At 51.4% G+C, this 16806-nt stretch carries 13 protein-coding genes; 2 read left to right on the top strand and 11 right to left on the bottom strand.

Annotated features, from left to right (window positions below; all coding sequences use genetic code 11):
• Positions 1–9: 9 nt before the first annotated feature.
• The 5 genes from coaD to ACOQPU_RS14915 form a co-directional block, all read right to left on the bottom strand.
• Positions 10–543, bottom strand: a complete 534-nt coding sequence (coaD, locus tag ACOQPU_RS14935; RefSeq protein ID WP_420640630.1) for a pantetheine-phosphate adenylyltransferase — start codon at positions 541–543, stop codon at positions 10–12.
• A 67-nt stretch (positions 544–610) separates the two neighbouring features.
• Positions 611–3145: an ATP-dependent DNA helicase RecG gene (gene recG, locus ACOQPU_RS14930; protein WP_420640629.1), complete on the bottom strand. Its 2535-nt coding sequence runs from the start codon at positions 3143–3145 to the stop codon at positions 611–613.
• A gap of 88 nt (positions 3146–3233) precedes the next feature.
• Positions 3234–4091, bottom strand: a complete 858-nt coding sequence (locus ACOQPU_RS14925) for a DegV family protein (RefSeq protein ID WP_420640628.1) — start codon at positions 4089–4091, stop codon at positions 3234–3236.
• A 46-nt stretch (positions 4092–4137) separates the two neighbouring features.
• Positions 4138–5859, bottom strand: coding sequence for a DAK2 domain-containing protein (locus tag ACOQPU_RS14920; protein ID WP_420640627.1), 1722 nt, complete (start codon positions 5857–5859; stop codon positions 4138–4140).
• Positions 5860–5944: 85 nt separating this feature from the next.
• On the bottom strand, positions 5945–6319 hold the full coding sequence (locus tag ACOQPU_RS14915; protein ID WP_420640626.1) for an Asp23/Gls24 family envelope stress response protein: 375 nt from the start codon (positions 6317–6319) through the stop codon (positions 5945–5947).
• A gap of 178 nt (positions 6320–6497) precedes the next feature.
• On the opposite strand from ACOQPU_RS14915, the gene ACOQPU_RS14910 reads away from it, so the two are divergent.
• Positions 6498–9944, top strand: a complete 3447-nt coding sequence (locus tag ACOQPU_RS14910; protein WP_420640625.1) for a leucine-rich repeat domain-containing protein — start codon at positions 6498–6500, stop codon at positions 9942–9944.
• Here the strand turns inward: ACOQPU_RS14910 and mvk are convergent.
• The 5 genes from mvk to ACOQPU_RS14885 all read right to left on the bottom strand — a co-directional run bounded on the left by mvk (position 9937) and on the right by ACOQPU_RS14885 (position 14635).
• A complete protein-coding gene (gene mvk, locus ACOQPU_RS14905) occupies positions 9937–10899 on the bottom strand; it encodes a mevalonate kinase (protein ID WP_420640624.1) in 963 nt (320 codons plus the stop codon). The two genes, ACOQPU_RS14910 and mvk, sit on opposite strands and share 8 nt — an antisense overlap.
• Positions 10899–11765, bottom strand: a complete 867-nt coding sequence (locus ACOQPU_RS14900) for a decaprenyl-phosphate phosphoribosyltransferase (RefSeq protein WP_420640623.1) — start codon at positions 11763–11765, stop codon at positions 10899–10901. Before ACOQPU_RS14900 ends, mvk begins: the two co-directional genes overlap by 1 nt.
• Before the next feature lie 79 nt (positions 11766–11844).
• Positions 11845–12831: an NAD-dependent epimerase/dehydratase family protein gene (locus ACOQPU_RS14895; protein WP_420645844.1), complete on the bottom strand. Its 987-nt coding sequence runs from the start codon at positions 12829–12831 to the stop codon at positions 11845–11847.
• 163 nt (positions 12832–12994) lie between these two features.
• Positions 12995–14179, bottom strand: coding sequence for an MFS transporter (locus ACOQPU_RS14890; protein WP_420640622.1), 1185 nt, complete (start codon positions 14177–14179; stop codon positions 12995–12997).
• Positions 14180–14275: 96 nt separating this feature from the next.
• Positions 14276–14635, bottom strand: coding sequence for an ATP-dependent Clp protease adaptor ClpS (locus ACOQPU_RS14885; RefSeq protein WP_420640621.1), 360 nt, complete (start codon positions 14633–14635; stop codon positions 14276–14278).
• Positions 14636–14710: 75 nt separating this feature from the next.
• Here ACOQPU_RS14885 and ACOQPU_RS14880 point away from each other — a divergent pair, with 75 nt between their 5' ends.
• Complete coding sequence (locus tag ACOQPU_RS14880) at positions 14711–15658, top strand: phosphotransferase (RefSeq protein ID WP_420640620.1); 948 nt, start codon at positions 14711–14713, stop codon at positions 15656–15658.
• Positions 15659–15694: 36 nt separating this feature from the next.
• On the opposite strand, the gene ACOQPU_RS14875 is transcribed toward ACOQPU_RS14880, so the two are convergent.
• On the bottom strand, positions 15695–16801 hold the full coding sequence (locus tag ACOQPU_RS14875; RefSeq protein WP_420640619.1) for a hypothetical protein: 1107 nt from the start codon (positions 16799–16801) through the stop codon (positions 15695–15697).
• Positions 16802–16806: the final 5 nt, after the last annotated feature.

Genomic DNA, 16806 nt, shown 5'->3' with positions numbered 1-16806 from the left:
GCTAAGTGATTAATCACGCAATGGCACAGGACGGCTGAATGAATCTGTATCTTGACCATTGAACTGTTTGTACAGTGCGGCCGCAACGTTGGGTGGCACCATGCTGCTTACGTCGCCGCCGAGTGAGGCGATTTCGCGGACGGTTGTGCCGCTTAAAAATGAGTGATCTCCCTGGGTGATGAGGCTAACAGTTTCAATTTCTGGCGCAAGCCTTTTGTTGGCCATGGCCAAGCGGAACTCTAGCTCAAAGTCTGAAAAAACCCGCAAGCCGCGCACAAACACGGTGGCGTTCATTTTGCGGGCAAAATCTACAGCCAGGCCGCTAAAGCTGCTTACAAGGATGTTTTCTATGTTACGGCCGTGCAATGCTTCCTGGATCATGGCAACGCGCTCATCCACTGAAAAGAGAATGGATTTCGTAGGGATTCTGTGATCGTAGACGGCGACGATGAGCTTATCGAAGAGTGCTGCCCCACGAACCATGAGGTCTATGTGGCCGTAATGAACGGGATCGAATGTGCCAGGGTAGAGTGCGGTAATCAAATGGTTTCTCCTAAGGTAGTGGCTGGGGGTTAGTTGCTAGTCAAGCATTAGCCGCTAACCGCTAAAACTAACTTACATCTCCTGCATTCTGCCAGAATTTGGCGACGCGCTGGCGCAGTAATTGGTGTTCTGGCTGTGCCAGATTCGGATCGGCCTCGGCGATAGTTTGGGCTTCGGTTTGGGCAATTTTTAGCATATCCATGTCTAGCAGAGAGGCCAACTTTAATTCTGGTAAGCCGCTTTGGCGACGGCCGAAAAATTCACCAGGGCCACGAATCTCTAAATCTTTCTCGGCGAGAGCAAAGCCATCGTTGGTTTGGGTGAGGGCACTCAGCCGCTCTTCGGCGTCGGGCGTGTCGCTGTCGGCGACGAGGATGCAGTAGGATTGGTGCTGGCCACGCCCCACGCGCCCGCGAAATTGATGGAGCTGGGCCAGGCCAAAGCGGTTGGCGCCGTCGATGAGCATGACAGTGCTGTTGGGTACGTCTACGCCCACTTCGATGACGGACGTCGAGACGAGAATGTTGAGTTTACCTTCGTGAAAGTCTCGCATGACGCTTTCTTTTTCGCTGCTGGACAAACGGCCGTGTATCAACCCCACTTGCAAATCCGGGAATATCTTGCTTTGCAGTCGCTCATGCTCCGCAACGGCCGCTTTGGCATCTACCTTGTCACTCTCTTCAACCAGCGGGTAAATGATGTAGGCCTGACGGCCGTCTTCGATTTGCTTGCGGATGAAGGCGTAGGCGCGTTCCCGCTCACGGGTGCGAATCCAGCGTGTTTTAATTTCCTGACGACCCGGCGGCATCTCATCCAAAATGGAAAGGTCCAGGTCGCCGTAGAGAGACAGTGCCAGGGAGCGGGGGATGGGCGTGGCACTCATGGTGAGTAAGTGGGGGCTGTATTCACCGCTGGCTGGCCCTTTGTCGCGCAGGGCTTGCCGCTGATCCACGCCAAAGCGGTGCTGCTCATCCACAATGGCCAAAGCCAGCTTGTGGAAGCTGACGGCCTCTTGGATGAGGGCGTGGGTGCCAATGGCCAGATCGATTTCGCCGCTGGCCAATGCTTCATAAATGGTTGCTTTTTCGGCAGCGGGGGTGCTGCCTGTGAGCAGGCAAAGGCGCACGCCGAGTGGCTCTAGCAGGGGCTGCAAGCCCTTAAAGTGCTGCTCGGCCAAGATTTCGGTGGGAGCCATGAGGGTAGATTGGTAGCCCGCTTTGGCCGCCAGCAGCAGCGCAGAAGCAGCGACGACGGTCTTACCTGCGCCCACATCCCCTTGCAGCAGCCGGTTCATGGGGATGCTATTAGCCATGTCGTCAGCAATTTCCTGAATGACGGTTTGCTGCGCGTTGGTGAGAGTGTAGGGTAGGCTTTGTTGGAACTGGTTAAGTACGGCCGTATCCTTTCCAATTTCTACGCCTGGCTGCGACTGCCATTCGTGCTTGAATCCTTGCATCCCAAGCTGGAGCAAGAATAGTTCATCAAAAATGAGGCGGCGGCGGGCTTCATGGAGGGCATGCTGGCTGTCTGGGAAGTGGTGTTGCTGCAACGCTTCTGGCAATGTTTCCAGCTTTTGCCGTTGGCGCACGCTGGTTGGCAGCGGGTCTGGCACGCGCGGTGCCCAATAGTTCACCGTGCTGCGCATGATGTCTCGCATTCGGTTGCTGCTGAGGCCCTGCGTGAGCGGGTAAATAGGTACGATGCGGCGGGTGCGCAGCGGTTCTAGCTCCAGCGGCTCCCATTCAGGCGAGTTGAAAACGGGGCGACCCAGATATTGTTCTACCTTGCCGCTGATGACAATTTGCATCCCGGCTTTCAGCTTATCAACGAGCCATTTTTGGTTGAACCAGGTGGCCTGCACCTTGCCAGTGCCGTCACTGATGACTGATTGCACAATGATTTGGTTATTGCGACTGCGGCGGGCACGCGTTTCCCAAACGGTACCGATGACGGTGACCGTTTCGCCGTAGGCCAGCTTGTGGATTGGCTTCATCAGAGTGTAGTCGTCAAAGCGGCGCGGGAAGATGTACAGGAGCTCTTCAATGGTGGTTGCCCCAATTTTGGCTAAATGTTCGGCCAGCTTGGGGCCAATGCCGCGAACGGCCGTTACCGATTGCGCCAATCCTTCGGGATCGGGGTCTACGGGCTGGCGGCTGGCGGGGCGCCGCCCCCATTTGCCCGGTTTTCCTTTGCGGGGGGGCAGTGGTTCGCGTCGCAGATTTTTTTGCTGAGGCTTGCGGCTCTCCTGGCTGGGCGGTGGTGACACAGTGGCCGTTTCGGCTGGCGTCGCTGATTTTGTGGCTGATGGGGCATCCGCTTCGGCCGGAGCTGGCTTCTGTTCACGCCGCAGCGTCAGCTTGTTTTGTAGCTGTTCAATGACTTTGGCGCGTGCTTCGGTACCGGGTAGACGGCCGTAATCAGACAAAACTTCTGCCACTTGCTCCACCAACGCCTTGTCCATCTCGGTTTGGGCAACTTCACGGGCTTGCCCCACCCAAAAAGTAGCAAATTGACGAATACCACCAACCACGGCTTTGTTTTTGAATCCCTGGCTGGTTTCTAAATCCAATACACGTTTTAATCGTTTTAAAGCGTTTTTCATACGAGAAAGTTTATCCTACAAGTGGAGATTGGGAGTTGGAGATTTAGAGATTGAACGAATCTCCAGTCTCTGATCTCCAATCTCCTTTTTACATTTTTTGTTGGGCAGAAACGGCCGCAAAACCTACGGCCCCAACGCCCAAATGGGTGCCAACGGCGGGGGTGATTCCCTGAATCATCGGTGCTGTGTCTGAGAAGTTGGCAAAGAGATCGCTGGAAAGTTGATAAAGTTCCTCAGCGGCTGCCTGGGCATTGACGTGGATGATTGCCAGCCGCTCGAACGGAGCGAGCTCTGAAACCAGCTTGAGCATTTGGCCGAGCGCACGTTTGCGAGTGCGCACCTTGGCTGCGGCCGAAATGACGCCATCGGCAATCATCATAATCGGTTTAATTTGCAGCAGAGAACCAATGCCAAACTGTGCCCAACTGACGCGGCCGCTGCGGTGCAATGCTTCCAACGAATCGATCATACCAAAAACGCGGGTGCAACTCACCTTTTCATTAAGCATGGCCATAATGTCGGTCAGGCTGCGTCCAGCTTTGGCGGCTTCGGCAGCCAGCAGCACCAGCAGCCCGGCACCCAGCGTGATCTGGCGGGTGTCGAATAGTGTGACGGGCGCAGACTCAGCGGCGGTGGCCCCCACGCGGGCGGCGTTGTAGGTGGCACTTAGGTCGTGGGCAATGTGCATGGACAGGATTTGGCTGGCTCCGCCGACCGTGAGCTGTTCGTAAAGCTGGGTAAAAGTGCCAACGGCCGGTGCAGCTGTGGTGGGGTACTCTGAGAACGTTTTGAGACGGCCGTAAAATTGTTCCCGGCTCATCTCTATCCCTTCCAAATAGCTGTGTTCGCCAATGTTCAGGTAGACAGGCACAATGGTGATGTCAAGTTTTTCGGCGAGTTCTGGTGGTACGTCGCAGGCACTATCGGTGACAATTTTAATGGTCATAATTGGATTTTTTAACCCACTCTCCGGCCATCTCCCACTTGAGGGGTTATTCTGCCCCTAAAATGTAAAAATAGTACGGTTGACCACCGGGCAGCAGCTCAATTTCCACATCTTCGTACTGGGCTTCGATTTGCTCGGCCAGTTCGCTAGCTTCTGCTTCCGAAATGTCTTGTCCGTAGTACAGCGAGAGCAGTTCCCGGTCTTCCATTTCCATAGCTGTGAGAACGGCCGTTAATACCCCTGCCAATTCAGGACCAGATGTGCAAAGACGGCCGTCCACCAGCCCAATAAACTCGCCTTCATTTACCTCAACGCCATCCAGCGTGACGGTACGGGTGGCGCGGGTAATCTCTCCGGTAGCCACTTCTTCGGATGCCTCAGTCATGGCAGTGGTCACTGCTTCCAACTCGCCATCTGGGTTAAGCCCCAGCATGGCACTAAGACCCTGCGGTGCAGTTTTGGTCGGCACTACCATCACATTTTTGGGGCTGAGGTCGCGGGCAGCTTCGGCCGCCAGAATGATGTTTTTGTTGTTGGGCAGGATGATTACCTTGTCGGTGGGCACATCCTGAATGGCCTGAAACAGCTCCTCGATGCTGGGATTGTTGGTTTGGCCCCCATTGACGACGTAAGAGACATTCATGCTGCGGAAAATTTCGGCCAGCCCCTCACCAGCGGCGACGGCCACCACGCCAACCTGCCCCGGTTGGACGGTCGGTTTGATGATGGGGGGCGTGGCGGGAACGGCCGTTGCTGCCGCAGGTGCATGGACAATCTCCTCCATCTGCATCTGCATATTTTCAACAACCACGTCCGTAATTTGCCCCAGACTACTGCCGTAAGAAAGGGGCACACCGGGGTCTTGAACGTGAATGTGAACCTTGATGGTCGTTTCATCCCCTACCACTACGGTGGAGTCGCCCATTGCGTCGATGCGGTCACGCACTTCGTTTACATTCAGGTTTTCACCCAGCAGGATGAACTGCACGTCGTACGGATTTTCAATCGAGCCACCTTCAGGCATGGCCAGTTCTTGAGCAGATATTTGATGATTGGCACCGACGTTGTTGCTGCCAGGAACGGCCGTGAGCTTAAGGCCATTCATGAGGCCATGTACATAACGCAGCATTCCTTCCAAAATGTAGACCAAACCTTGCCCACCAGAATCGACAACGCCTGCTTGTTTTAGGATGGCTAGCTGCTCCGGGGTGCGTTCCAATGCTTGTTTACACCGTTCCAGCACCCGCTCAAGCAAAAAGCGCAAATCCAGGCTCTTTTTGGCGGCGTCGGCCGCTTCGCTGGCACCTTCCCGAATCACGGTAAGAATTGTGCCTTCGACCGGTTTCATCACGCCACCGTAAGCTGTGTCAGAGGCGGCTTGCAGGGCATCGGCCAAATCCTGAGCATCGAACGTTTCTTTGCCTTTTAACCCCTTGGCCAGTCCGCGCCAAATTTGGCTAAGAATAACGCCAGAATTGCCACGCGCGCCCATGAGGGCACCGTGAGCCAACGTCTCTGCCATTTTGCCCACGTGGGTTTCGTCACTGTCCTGCACGCGGTTGTAGGCCGAGCGCATGGTGAGCAGCATGTTGGTACCGGTGTCGCCATCCGGCACAGGGAATACGTTGAGCGCATTGACGTGTTGGTGGTTCTGATCCAACCAGACGAGGGCGGCGTGGGCCAGTTTTTTCAGTTGGTGGCCGTTGCACTGTAACCATTTGGGCGGCGGTGCCGTCTGGGTGGCCTCTGGGGTTTGCGTTTGTGTCACGAATTCTTCTCCGAAAGCCCAATTACGCAATTACCCAATTACTAAGTTGCAGTTTTGTAATTGGGTAATTCGGTAATTCGGTAATTTAGTTGTTCTCTTTGCTCATCCGCAAGCCTTGCACGTAGACGTTGACGGCATTGACGGGCATGTTGAGTGCTTTTTCAACGTGAAATTTGACGGTGTGCTGGATGCTTTCGGCCACGGCGCGGATGCGGACGCCGTATTCCACAATGACGTACACGTCAATGGTGATGACACCATCTTCAATGGCAACTGCAATGCCTCTTTTGCTATCGCGGGAGAGCAAGTTGGCAATGCCGTTGGCCAGATTCTTATTAGCCATGCCCACCACGCCGTAGCATTGGTTGATGGCTTGGCCGGCGATGGTGGTAACGGCCGTTGTCGAAATATCTATCATGCCGAGGGTTCCCTCTTGTTGAGCAGTTTCATTTTCAGACATGGTCACTCCTGAAAGGTTTCAGCAGAACTGTGAATGTGCAATTGTATCATAACCTATGGTGTAGGCATCTGCCACGGGCCTCATCAGATTTAAAGAATAACGTTGCACTATTGGCACTAGGCAGTTTAGAATAAAATCATCAAATTGAATGGTGCCACATTCTGTGTGAGGATCCCAAATGAATAAGAAAGATTTGCAACAGATTATTAGCCAAGCCTTAGCTGAAAAATGGGACAAATTAGACCTAAGTAACCAAGACATCCTCGATCTTCCATCTGAAATTTGTCAATTGAAAAATCTAATCTCGCTTGATTTGAGCTTTAACCAATTGGCTGCTTTACCATCAAGCCTTTTTCAATTAGAGAACTTAGTTGAGCTTAACCTGAGTTTTAATGCATTAGAGAAAATACCAGCAGAGATAAGCCAACTGAGAAATTTGATATACCTTGACATTAGCGTGAATGACGTAACAGTGGTTCCATCAGAAATAGGCAAACTATCGCGCCTCAATTCACTTGATCTTGGAAATAATAATATAACGGAAATCCCCTCAGAAATTGGTCAACTGTCTAACTTGACATCAATTGATCTCAGAGGTAATTCTCTTATGTCGATTCCAGCAGAGTTAGGCCATTTAACTCAACTCACATCTCTTGAATTAGATTGGCAAAATCTAAAACAGATTCCTGAAGAATTCGAACAATTGGCTGTTCCAATATCACTGAACCTGTCGGGAAAAAGATTAGAAATCCTCCCCGTAGGAATCAGCCATTTAACTAATTTGACTTCCCTTGACGCGAGTAACAATCAATTAACGACTATACCAGCAGAAATAGGCCAGCTAACCAAGCTAACCAAGCTAAACTTGAGTGGGAATTCAATAACATCCGTTCCCTCGGAGATAGGCCGACCCGCCAAATTGACTTTGTTAGATTTAAGCAATAACAAGTTAACGACCCTGCCGTCAGAAATAGGCCAGCTAACTGAGTTGACCAAGCTAAACTTGAGCGGGAATTCAATAACATCTTTTCTCACGGAGATAGGCCGACTCGCCAAATTGACTTTGCTAGACTTAGGCAATAATCAGTTAACTACCTTGCTGTCAGAAATAGGCCAGCTAACCAAACTAACCAAGCTAAACTTGAATGGGAATTCAATAACATCCGTTCCCTCGGAGATAGGTAAGTTAACCAATTTAACCTTGCTCGATTTGAGCCGTAATCCGTTTATAGATGTTCCTAAAGAGATAGGCGAATTAATTAATCTCACTGCGATCGAGTTGGATTGGCAAAATCTAAAAGAGATTCCTAAAGAATTCGAACAACTGGCTGTTCCAATATCACTGAACCTGTCGGGAAAAAGATTAGAAACCCTCCCCGTAGGAATCAGCCATTTAACTAATTTGACTTCCCTTGACGCGAGTAACAATCAATTAACGACTATACCAGCAGAAATAGGCCAGCTAACCAAGCTAACCAAGCTAAACTTGAATGGGAATTCAATAACATCCGTTCCCTCGGAGATAGGTAAGTTAACCAATTTAACCTTGCTCGATTTGAGCCGTAATCCGTTTATAGATGTTCCTAAAGAGATAGGCGAATTAATTAATCTCACTGCGATCGAGTTGGATTGGCAAAATCTAAAAGAAATCCCTGAAGAATTCAAACAATTAGCCGTTCCAACATGGTTAAACTTAAGAGACAGAGAATTAACAGAACTTCCTGAAGGGATCGGTTACTTGGTTAGCCTAAATACACTAGATCTGAGCTATAATCTATTAACAGAAGTGCCATCCGAAATTGGCCAGCTAAAAAATCTGCGTTTTCTATATTTAGCTCACAATCAGCTAACGCGGTTGCCAGACGAGTTGATAAACTTGAAGAAGCTGGAAACCCTTTACCTATTTGACAATCCAGAATTAGGCATCTCTAAAGAGATACTACAAGGCTCTCCGTCATTTATCCTGCGAACTTATTTTAGCCAACGTCGTCCATTACATGAGGCAAAGATGCTTATTGTTGGACAGGGAGGCGTGGGGAAAACCGCTCTGGTTCGCCGCCTCATACACAATGAGCCACCCAATAAAGAACAAGGCAAAACAGAAGGTATCGATATCCAAAAATGGAAGTTTATGCCTAATGGAGTCAGCACGCCTATTACCCTTAACTTATGGGATTTTGGAGGACAAGGAGTTTACCAAGCTACTCATCAATTTTTCTTTACTACCCGAAGCCTTTATTTAGTAGTAATCAATGCACGTACGGGAGAGCAAGAAAGTCGTTTGCGCCATTGGCTCAAGTTGGTAGGCAGTCTAAGTGACTACGCTCCGGTCATCATTGTTGTAAATAAGCAAGACGAACATTCCTTACAGCTAGACGAGCGAGCACTTAAGTATAAATATCCCAATCTACTAAATATTATTCCCACTTCCTGTATAACCGGGATGGGGATAACAAAATTACGAGAAGCGATAGGTGCTGCACTTATTCAATTACCAAATATATTTGATCCCTTTCCTGCTGATTGGTTGACGCTGAAGGAACAACTAGAGAAGATGGATGCCAATTACATTACGTATGAGCGATATGTTGAGTATTGCATGGAAGCTGGTGTTCGAAACCGAGTTGATCAACGCAATTGGGTTAGGGTTCTTCACCGATTGGGCATCATACTTAATTACCAGGATGATAATTACAGACAATTAGAAGGCACCCACGTTCTCAAGCCCGAATGGGTCACTGACGCCGTCTACCAAATCCTTTCTGATCCATATCGACGCATTGCCAATAATGCTGGAATCCTTAAAATGACTATGTTAGATGAGATTCTTGACCCATCTATCTATCCACCTCATCAGCAAGTATTTATTTTGGGAATGATGCAAAAATTTGAGCTTTGTTTTCGTATTCCAAGTAAGCAAAGTGAATATCTCGTTCCGGATTTATTACCTAAAGAGCAACCAAAAGTAGCCGAGCAATTTCAGAAAAACCATCTATTACAATTGGAGATTCACTATACTGAATTTCTCCCAGACAGCATCCTATCTCGTTTTATGGTTGGTATGATGGCCGTCTTAGATTCCCGCTCCTCTTGGCTTAATGGTGCGGTTCTAAAATTTGATGACAATGAAGCATTAATCAGATCAGATCCAGAGGCACGCAAATTGTTTATCGTTGTTTCTGGTACAGAGACTACTCGGCGTAGTTTGCTTAACAGCATTAGGATGCAGCTCCACGCTATCCACAGTAGTTTTCCCAATTTGCCTCTCAATGAACATATCCCAATTCCTGGTCATCCAGATAAGACTATTGCATATCACGCACTGTGCAATTTAGAAGCGAAAGGCATTGAGCAGCATTATGATCCCTTCAATGATGTGGAACTAGATGTGAAACAGCTATTAGCAGGTATTGAAACACCTGCTTTGCGGCGAGAACGGCAAATCGTTGTGTTGTTACGGGAAAAATACGATTTGGACGAGTTAAGAGACCTGTGTCATAAACTGGATATTGAGTATGAAAATTTGCCTGGCCAAACGAAATCAGCTAAAACGCGAGAGTTAGTGCAATTATTGGGGCGTAGAGGACGCTTAAACGAATTGGATGAGCAACTAAAACTTAGGTGAGAATCGTCGTGAGAATGTTTTTGGCTCCGGCATTTTGCAGGGCGGTAGTGACGTTGGTTTCCATCTCCTCATCCGCTACCAGAGCAAGCATATTGCCGCCGCGGCCTGCGCCGCTGAGCTTGGCACCGAGTGCGCCTGCTTGAAGGGCGGTGTCTACTAATTTGTCCAGCTCCGGGGAGGAGACGGTCATTTTTTGCAGCCAGGCGTGATTTTCGGTCATGAGCTGGCCCACTTTGGCTACGTCCCCAGCTTCGATGGCTTGGCGGGCTTCTTGGGCGATACGGCCGCATTCATCAAAAATCTTGGCAAATTTAGCTGGCTGCTCATTGTACTGACGGCGCACATTCCCCACAGCTACTTTGGTGCTGCTGCGCACACCCGTGTCTGCCACTACAAAGCGCAGCGGAGCAGCGACGGTGAACGGCTCAATTCGGTTCTTGGGCGATTGGCGCACAAAGTAGATAGGCTGCTCGTACGCCACCACCGTGTTGTCGATGCCGCTGGGCGTGCCGTGGTAAATCTTTTCCACTTCATAGGTGAGTGCCGAAACCATCTCGTTGGATTGTAAATCTTCACGTTGCAAATGTTTGGCTAGGGCGCGAATGATAGCGGCGGTAATCGCTGCACCGCTGCCCATGCCGCTGGCGATGGGAATTTGGCTGTGAACGCGAATAGTGACACCTGGCGGTTCCCACAAGTTGGCAGCTTTTACCACTAACCAGACGGCGCGAGCGAGGGGGTTGTCCTCTGGTAAATCTTGTAGTCGATCAAGCCGATTTAAGTCTGGGGCTACGAGGAAACAGAGGTTGCTAGATGAGTAGACAACGGAGGCGGAGGCGCGAATTTGGGAAACGGGGGCCGCAATGGCAGGACGGCCGTATACCACCGCATGTTCGCCAAACAAAATGATCTTGCCGGGGGCCGACGCCTTGCTAACAGGGTTGAAATCAATCATCAGCTAAAAACATAAAGGGTGAGGAACACCACAATGGCAAAGCCAACCAAAGAGACCTGAAAGTTGCGATCCCGCAGCAAAATTTCCTCTGGTGCGCCGCCCATTTCTCGTACATGAATGAGGTAGAGGTAGCGGAATATGCCGTAAAGCACAAACGGAATCGTCAGCATCATCATGTGGTTTTCTGGCAAGCCTTCCGCCAAAAAGGTGTAGAGACTGTACGATACCACCGCACTGGTGGTTACAATGCCCAGCAGCCGGTCAATGAGGTCTAGATTGTACTCTTGGAGGATGGCGCGGTGGCTGTTGGCATTATCACCCAGCAGCGTAAGTTCATGCCGTCGCTTGCCCAGCACCATGAACAGGGCCAAAAAGCCGCCAAACAGGTAGAGCCAGGGCGAAAATCGCTGTACGTCGATGATCGTGACGCCAGCGGCAATGCGCAGTACAAAGCCTGCGGTCACGATTGTAATGTCTAGCAGCACCACATGCTTAAGCCAAAATGAATAGGCAATTTGGCTGAGGAGATATGCGAGTAGCACCAGCCCAAACTGCCAATTCAGCAAAAATCCGGCCGCCAGACTACCTAGGGCAAAAACAACGGCCGCAATTTGTGCTACTTGTGGGTTGAGTATGCCAGCAGGCAGCGGTCTGTTTTTCTTGACGGGATGCTGACGGTCATTTTCAATGTCTGCCAGGTCGTTCATGATGTAAACAGCACTAGACATGAGGCAAAGCAAAACAAATGCGCCAATGGTGGGTAGCAAACTCTCCAGCCTTAGCAGCTTGCCATCAAAAAAGAGAGCGACAAAAACAAATCCGTTCTTAGTCCACTGGCGCGGACGCATTGTTTTGAGTAATGGCATTAGCAAGAAAATCCCTCCTAGTTCTGTAAAAACGGCGAGTGTAGCGCAGCGATAACCGTTGTGCAAAATGCAATGGATCTTAATTTATGGTCGGATCGTAACGGGCTATGAGCGTGTCTAACAATTGGTCAAAATTTGGGTCGATGGCTTGTCGTGCCGGATCGGCATCGTGCCAGGCCATGGTCTCTTGTGCGCCTTGCCAGAACGGGATTTTGGCGACGAATTCTGGGACCAGTCGTTTAATTTTGCTGTTGTCAAAAACCATGCTGTGCGCTTTATCGCCGAGCAGGCTGTCGCCCCAGGCGGCGTCATGGCGGGCGAGGGTGGCAGAGGGGGTGTGAACGATCTGGGCTTCGGCTCCGGCAGCGGCGGCAACCTGCTGGAAAATTTGGTTCCAACTGAGGCTTTCGTCTGAGGTGATGTGGAAAGCACTGCCAATGGCAGCCGGATGGCCAAGCAACCCTACAAAGCCAACGGCAAAGTCTCGGTGGTGGGTGAGTGTCCACAGTGATGTGCCGTCACCGTGAACAATCACCTTTTTGCCTTGGCGCATCCGGTTGACGACCGTGTAGCCGCCGCGCATAGGGAGGAGTGTTTGGTCGTAGGTGTGCGACGGCCGTACCATCGTCACCGGAAAGTCAGTTTCACGATACGCTCGTATAAGCCGCCCTTCGCAGGCAATCTTTTGCCGCGAGTAGGCCCAAAATGGATTGTGCAGCGGGGTGGATTCGGTGATGGGTAAATGCGCTGGGGGTGTTTGGTACGCTGAGGCTGAACTGATGAAGATGTATTGGCCGATACGGCCGTTAAAAAGTGCCAGATCCGTCTCGATATGCTCTGGGGTAAAGGCGATCCAGTTGACGACAACGTCAAAATGATGATCTGCCAACGCCGCTTTTGCCGCTGCGGGGTTGCGAATGTCTGCCTGAATTTGCTTGGCACCGGCTGGCACGGGGCGATGGGATTGCCCGCGATTGAGCAAAGTTAAATCATAGCCACACGCAATGGCCAACTGTGAACAGGCAGAGCTAATAATGCCTGTCCCGCCGATAAATAATATTTTCATCATGTTCTCCTGAACGATTAGTTGTTGGCGGTTAGTGGCCGTCCACAAATAAGTTAATGGAATTGTGTGGACGGCTTGGAGTAAGCGGCCTACTAATCAGGTAAATTATTGTTGGCCGCTTACTTAGTGGCTAGTTGTTTTACAAGCCACTAGCGACTAACCACTACTCAAATTGCCAGTTGTGCGGGGCGAACCAATCCCAGCGCATGGCCAGCAGCAGCAAAACAATGCTTAGGCCAATAACGGCCGTCATCAAACCAAACAGCAAAGCACCACCCCACAAATCGTAAATGACGCCGTTGGCCGTTGAGGTAAGCAGGGGAGCCAGCCCCATAAACGCTGCCTGAAACATAGATTGCACCGTTGAACTCCAGCCTTCCGGGGCGCGTTCGTCCAGCAGTTGCACTAGCACGACAAACATCAGGCCGTACCCTACGCCTCTGATTATGTTTGCCACAATCAGAACCAGCGGTGACCAAGCCAGTGCGTTGCCCAGCATAGATACAAAGAGAATGATCATTGCCAGCAGCAATGTCCGAGGCCCTTGGAGCTTCTGGATAATTGCTCCGGTATAGCGCATGACGGGTACCTCGGCCAGGGCGGAGAGACCAAATAGCAAGCCAATGTGCGTATCGTTACCGCCCAAATGTTTAACATACACGCCAATAAATACGTAGGTGCTGAACAAAGCTATCCCCAAGAAAAAGGCGGTAACAACGAGAATGACAATGCCTTTGTCTTGCGCCAAAAAGCGAGCGGAGCGACGGCCGTTTCCCACCGCAATTTCTCCCTCTTCTAGCTGGCTGGCGATGAACAAGGTAGGCAGCATGGCAACGGCCGCAGCCACAAACATGATCTGGTACCCTGTTCGCTGCCAAATGATGCCGCTAATGATAGAAACGGCCGCAAATCCCAACGATCCCCACAGCCGCATATCACCAAAATTGAGCCGATGGCGAGCCGCCATGCGGGCAATCAGCCCGTCGGCAACGGGCAGCGCGGGGCTTCGGGCGGCGGATTCGACAACGACCAGCAGCAGCATGGGCACAAAGTTGGTAGGGTAGCGGAAGAGCAGCAGCACCAACGCCCAGCCAATGAGGCTGAGCTGCAACAAACGCCGCCGCGAGCCGCGCCGGTCGGCCCAGGCCGAGAGGTTGGGGGAGACCACCAGGGCAAATAGCGGAAATACGGTGGCTATGATGCCCATCTGCGTGCCGGTAAAGCCAAGCTCTAGCAGGTAAACATTAAAATATGGCGCATACAGGGCCACCATCGGCCAGAAAAAGCCGTAGTAAGCGGAGCCAATGGTAACGGGACGTGCCCGCCATATCAGACGGTTAGAAACCATAGATTTCTCCAAAAGCTGCGGCAAACGATAGAATTTGGTAGGTGCCGCAGCCCAGGCTGGAATTATAGGTGGATTTGTAGAAAAGGGGATAGCCACTTAATCGGCTGGTTCGAGGGTGAAGCGGAAGGGGAACCCCTCTAGCCGCGCCGCCATCGTCGCCATCTTCACCCGCCGTTCTGCTTCTGCTTTGGGCAGCGTGTCTACTACGGACAACCCCTCGTTGTGTACCTGCCACATAATGGCTTCCGCAAAAATGACGGGCTTTTTGAAGATTTGCACCATGATGCGCACCACAAACTCCATTGTAGTGACGGGATCATCGTGGGCAATTACCTTCCAGAGCGGCTCCAACGCTTCATCCTGGCGGATATCTTGCTCTTTTTCGACGTCGGTGTCGTGGGTGACGGCCGTTTGGCTTACAGTTTTGCAGCCCAGCCAGCTTATCTCTTGCATCATCAATCAACTGTTCCGTGGGTAAATCATTGCCCAATCGGGCTGGTTCATTATAGCCAGGTTTGCTACTTTTTCACCATGCGAGCATTGTTAGATTATTTGACTACTTGGCCAGAAGACGGCCGTTATCAATCCCACACCATCCAAAAAATTGGCGGCGGTGCCAACAATATTTTGTACAAAGTTTGCAGTGATGAGGGGAATTTTGCGGTGAAGTTTACGCTGCGAGACGGCCGTCGGCGGGCGTGGCGGGAGTTCCAGACATTGAAAGCCGTCCAATCACATGGTTTAGCCATCGCGCCTAAGCCAATCTTGCTGGATGAGACCAGCTATCCGCAGCCAGTGGTGGTGCAAAGCTGGCTGGATGGCGAGGTAACGGCCGTTCCCCCACAAACCGATGCGGATTGGCAGAAGCTCATCCAGCATTACGTGTCGCTGAGCCAGATTACGCCCCAAGATACGGCGGTCGATTTGGAAACGGCCGTTATCAACTTCAACGGCGTTAAGAATGGCGTTACTCAAATTCAGCAACAGTGTGCCAAAGTCCCGGCGTCTCACCAACCTGCTGCACTCAAAGAACTAGTGCGGTGGGCCAAACGCTTGCCGGACAGTTTGCCACTTGCACCATTGGCACTCTGCCGGGTGGATGCCAATACGCTCAATTTTGTTCGTCGTGCGGGGGCGTGGGCCTCGGTGGATTGGGAGAATAGCGGCTGGGGCGATCCGGCGTTTGAGGTGGCAGATTTGATTACGCATCCGGCGTATTTGGATGTACCGGTGGCGCGGTGGGAATGGGTGGCTGAGTTGTATGGGGTGCTGTGTGGAGAGGAAACGGCCGTAACCCGCATTCATACCTATACAACCCTCATGCTCATCTGGTGGGTGACACGTTTGGCACGCACCCTGTATGAAATTCCGCGCGGCCTGGATGAGCGGCTTGTTCCCCGCGACCCAAATTGGCAGCAGCAGGCAGAGCAAAAGTTGGCCATCTACGCGCAGCGCGCCTTTGCGGCTATTACTGTCTGATAAATCGTATGCCGATTACTGGCCCACGGAAACCGATCACCGTACCTTTTGTAGGCTGCCGCTGGATTGCCCGTCGGCCGTGCTAGCTGGCACGAAGGTGTAATCAGACAGCCAATTCACTTCAGGAGCCATGGTCATGCGTGCCAAAGCGACGAGTACGCTGTCGTAATTAACGCGCCAGCCGGCAAAATGTTGCCACGCCGCGTCTCGGTCCGGTTGCAGCGGCACGCCCTGGCTGGCCAAACGGTCATACGCTTCATCAAACTCCGCCCGCGTTACCGAGATCGGGTCTTCTGGAAAGTGCGGATCATCATTGTAGTGAACGGAAAAAATGTCGGCGATGTGCCGCAAAGCAAAATTCCCGGCCCGTATAACCAAACCTTGTGTTGGTGGAGCGTCTTTCGGCCGTTTGATGGTACTCAGATACAGTGCCGCGCCATCCAGAACCACCCCAGCCGCCACCACCCAACTTTGCTGCGCTCGCGGCGAGCGGAAAAAGACCAGTGCAGCTAGCGAGGTGTGACTTTCATCAATTTGGGTAAACCAGCGTTCCCAATTGTTCCAGAAATTTTGATTCACCAGCGTGCTTTCAAAACTATAAAGTCGCCAAACCAGCTCTGGGGCTGTAGGCGGCGTACCTGCCCGCACTTCCAGCAGCGACACGGCCTCTTCGCGCTGTGAAAATGCACTGTACATGGTGGGCAGGTAGGAGATAAGCATAGCGACTAGGATCAAGCCAACGGTGGCCTCAATGAAGGCTAAAATAGTTTGCGGCATTGTCTCTGCGGTGGCAAAACCCAGCGTGAGAATCGACGAGCCGCTGAGTAAAAATGCTTCTTGCCAAGGCGTAATGCCCATTGCCCAAAACATGCAGGCAAACCCCAGCGTGGTGATGAAAAGCCAGGCCGGAACCATGAGCAGCAAACTAATCGGGGCATAGATGGCCATTAAACTGTCACGCTGTTCATATGTAGGCAGAGCCTTCATGGCAATATTGAACAGGTGTCGCACGGACAGAAAAACCACCCGCGTGAGCTGTACCGACGCACTGCGAGGTAGCACAAAGGTGCGGGTGGCTGAAATGAAGGTGTAAATGGTTAGAGACAGGCCAAAAATAAAGATTAAGATGCGCAGGATGATCATGCAAC

The sequence above is a fragment of the Candidatus Leptofilum sp. genome, assembly GCF_965223285.1.
GTDB lineage: Bacteria > Chloroflexota > Anaerolineae > Promineifilales > Promineifilaceae > Leptofilum.
This window is presented reverse-complemented; position numbering and strand designations above follow the sequence as displayed.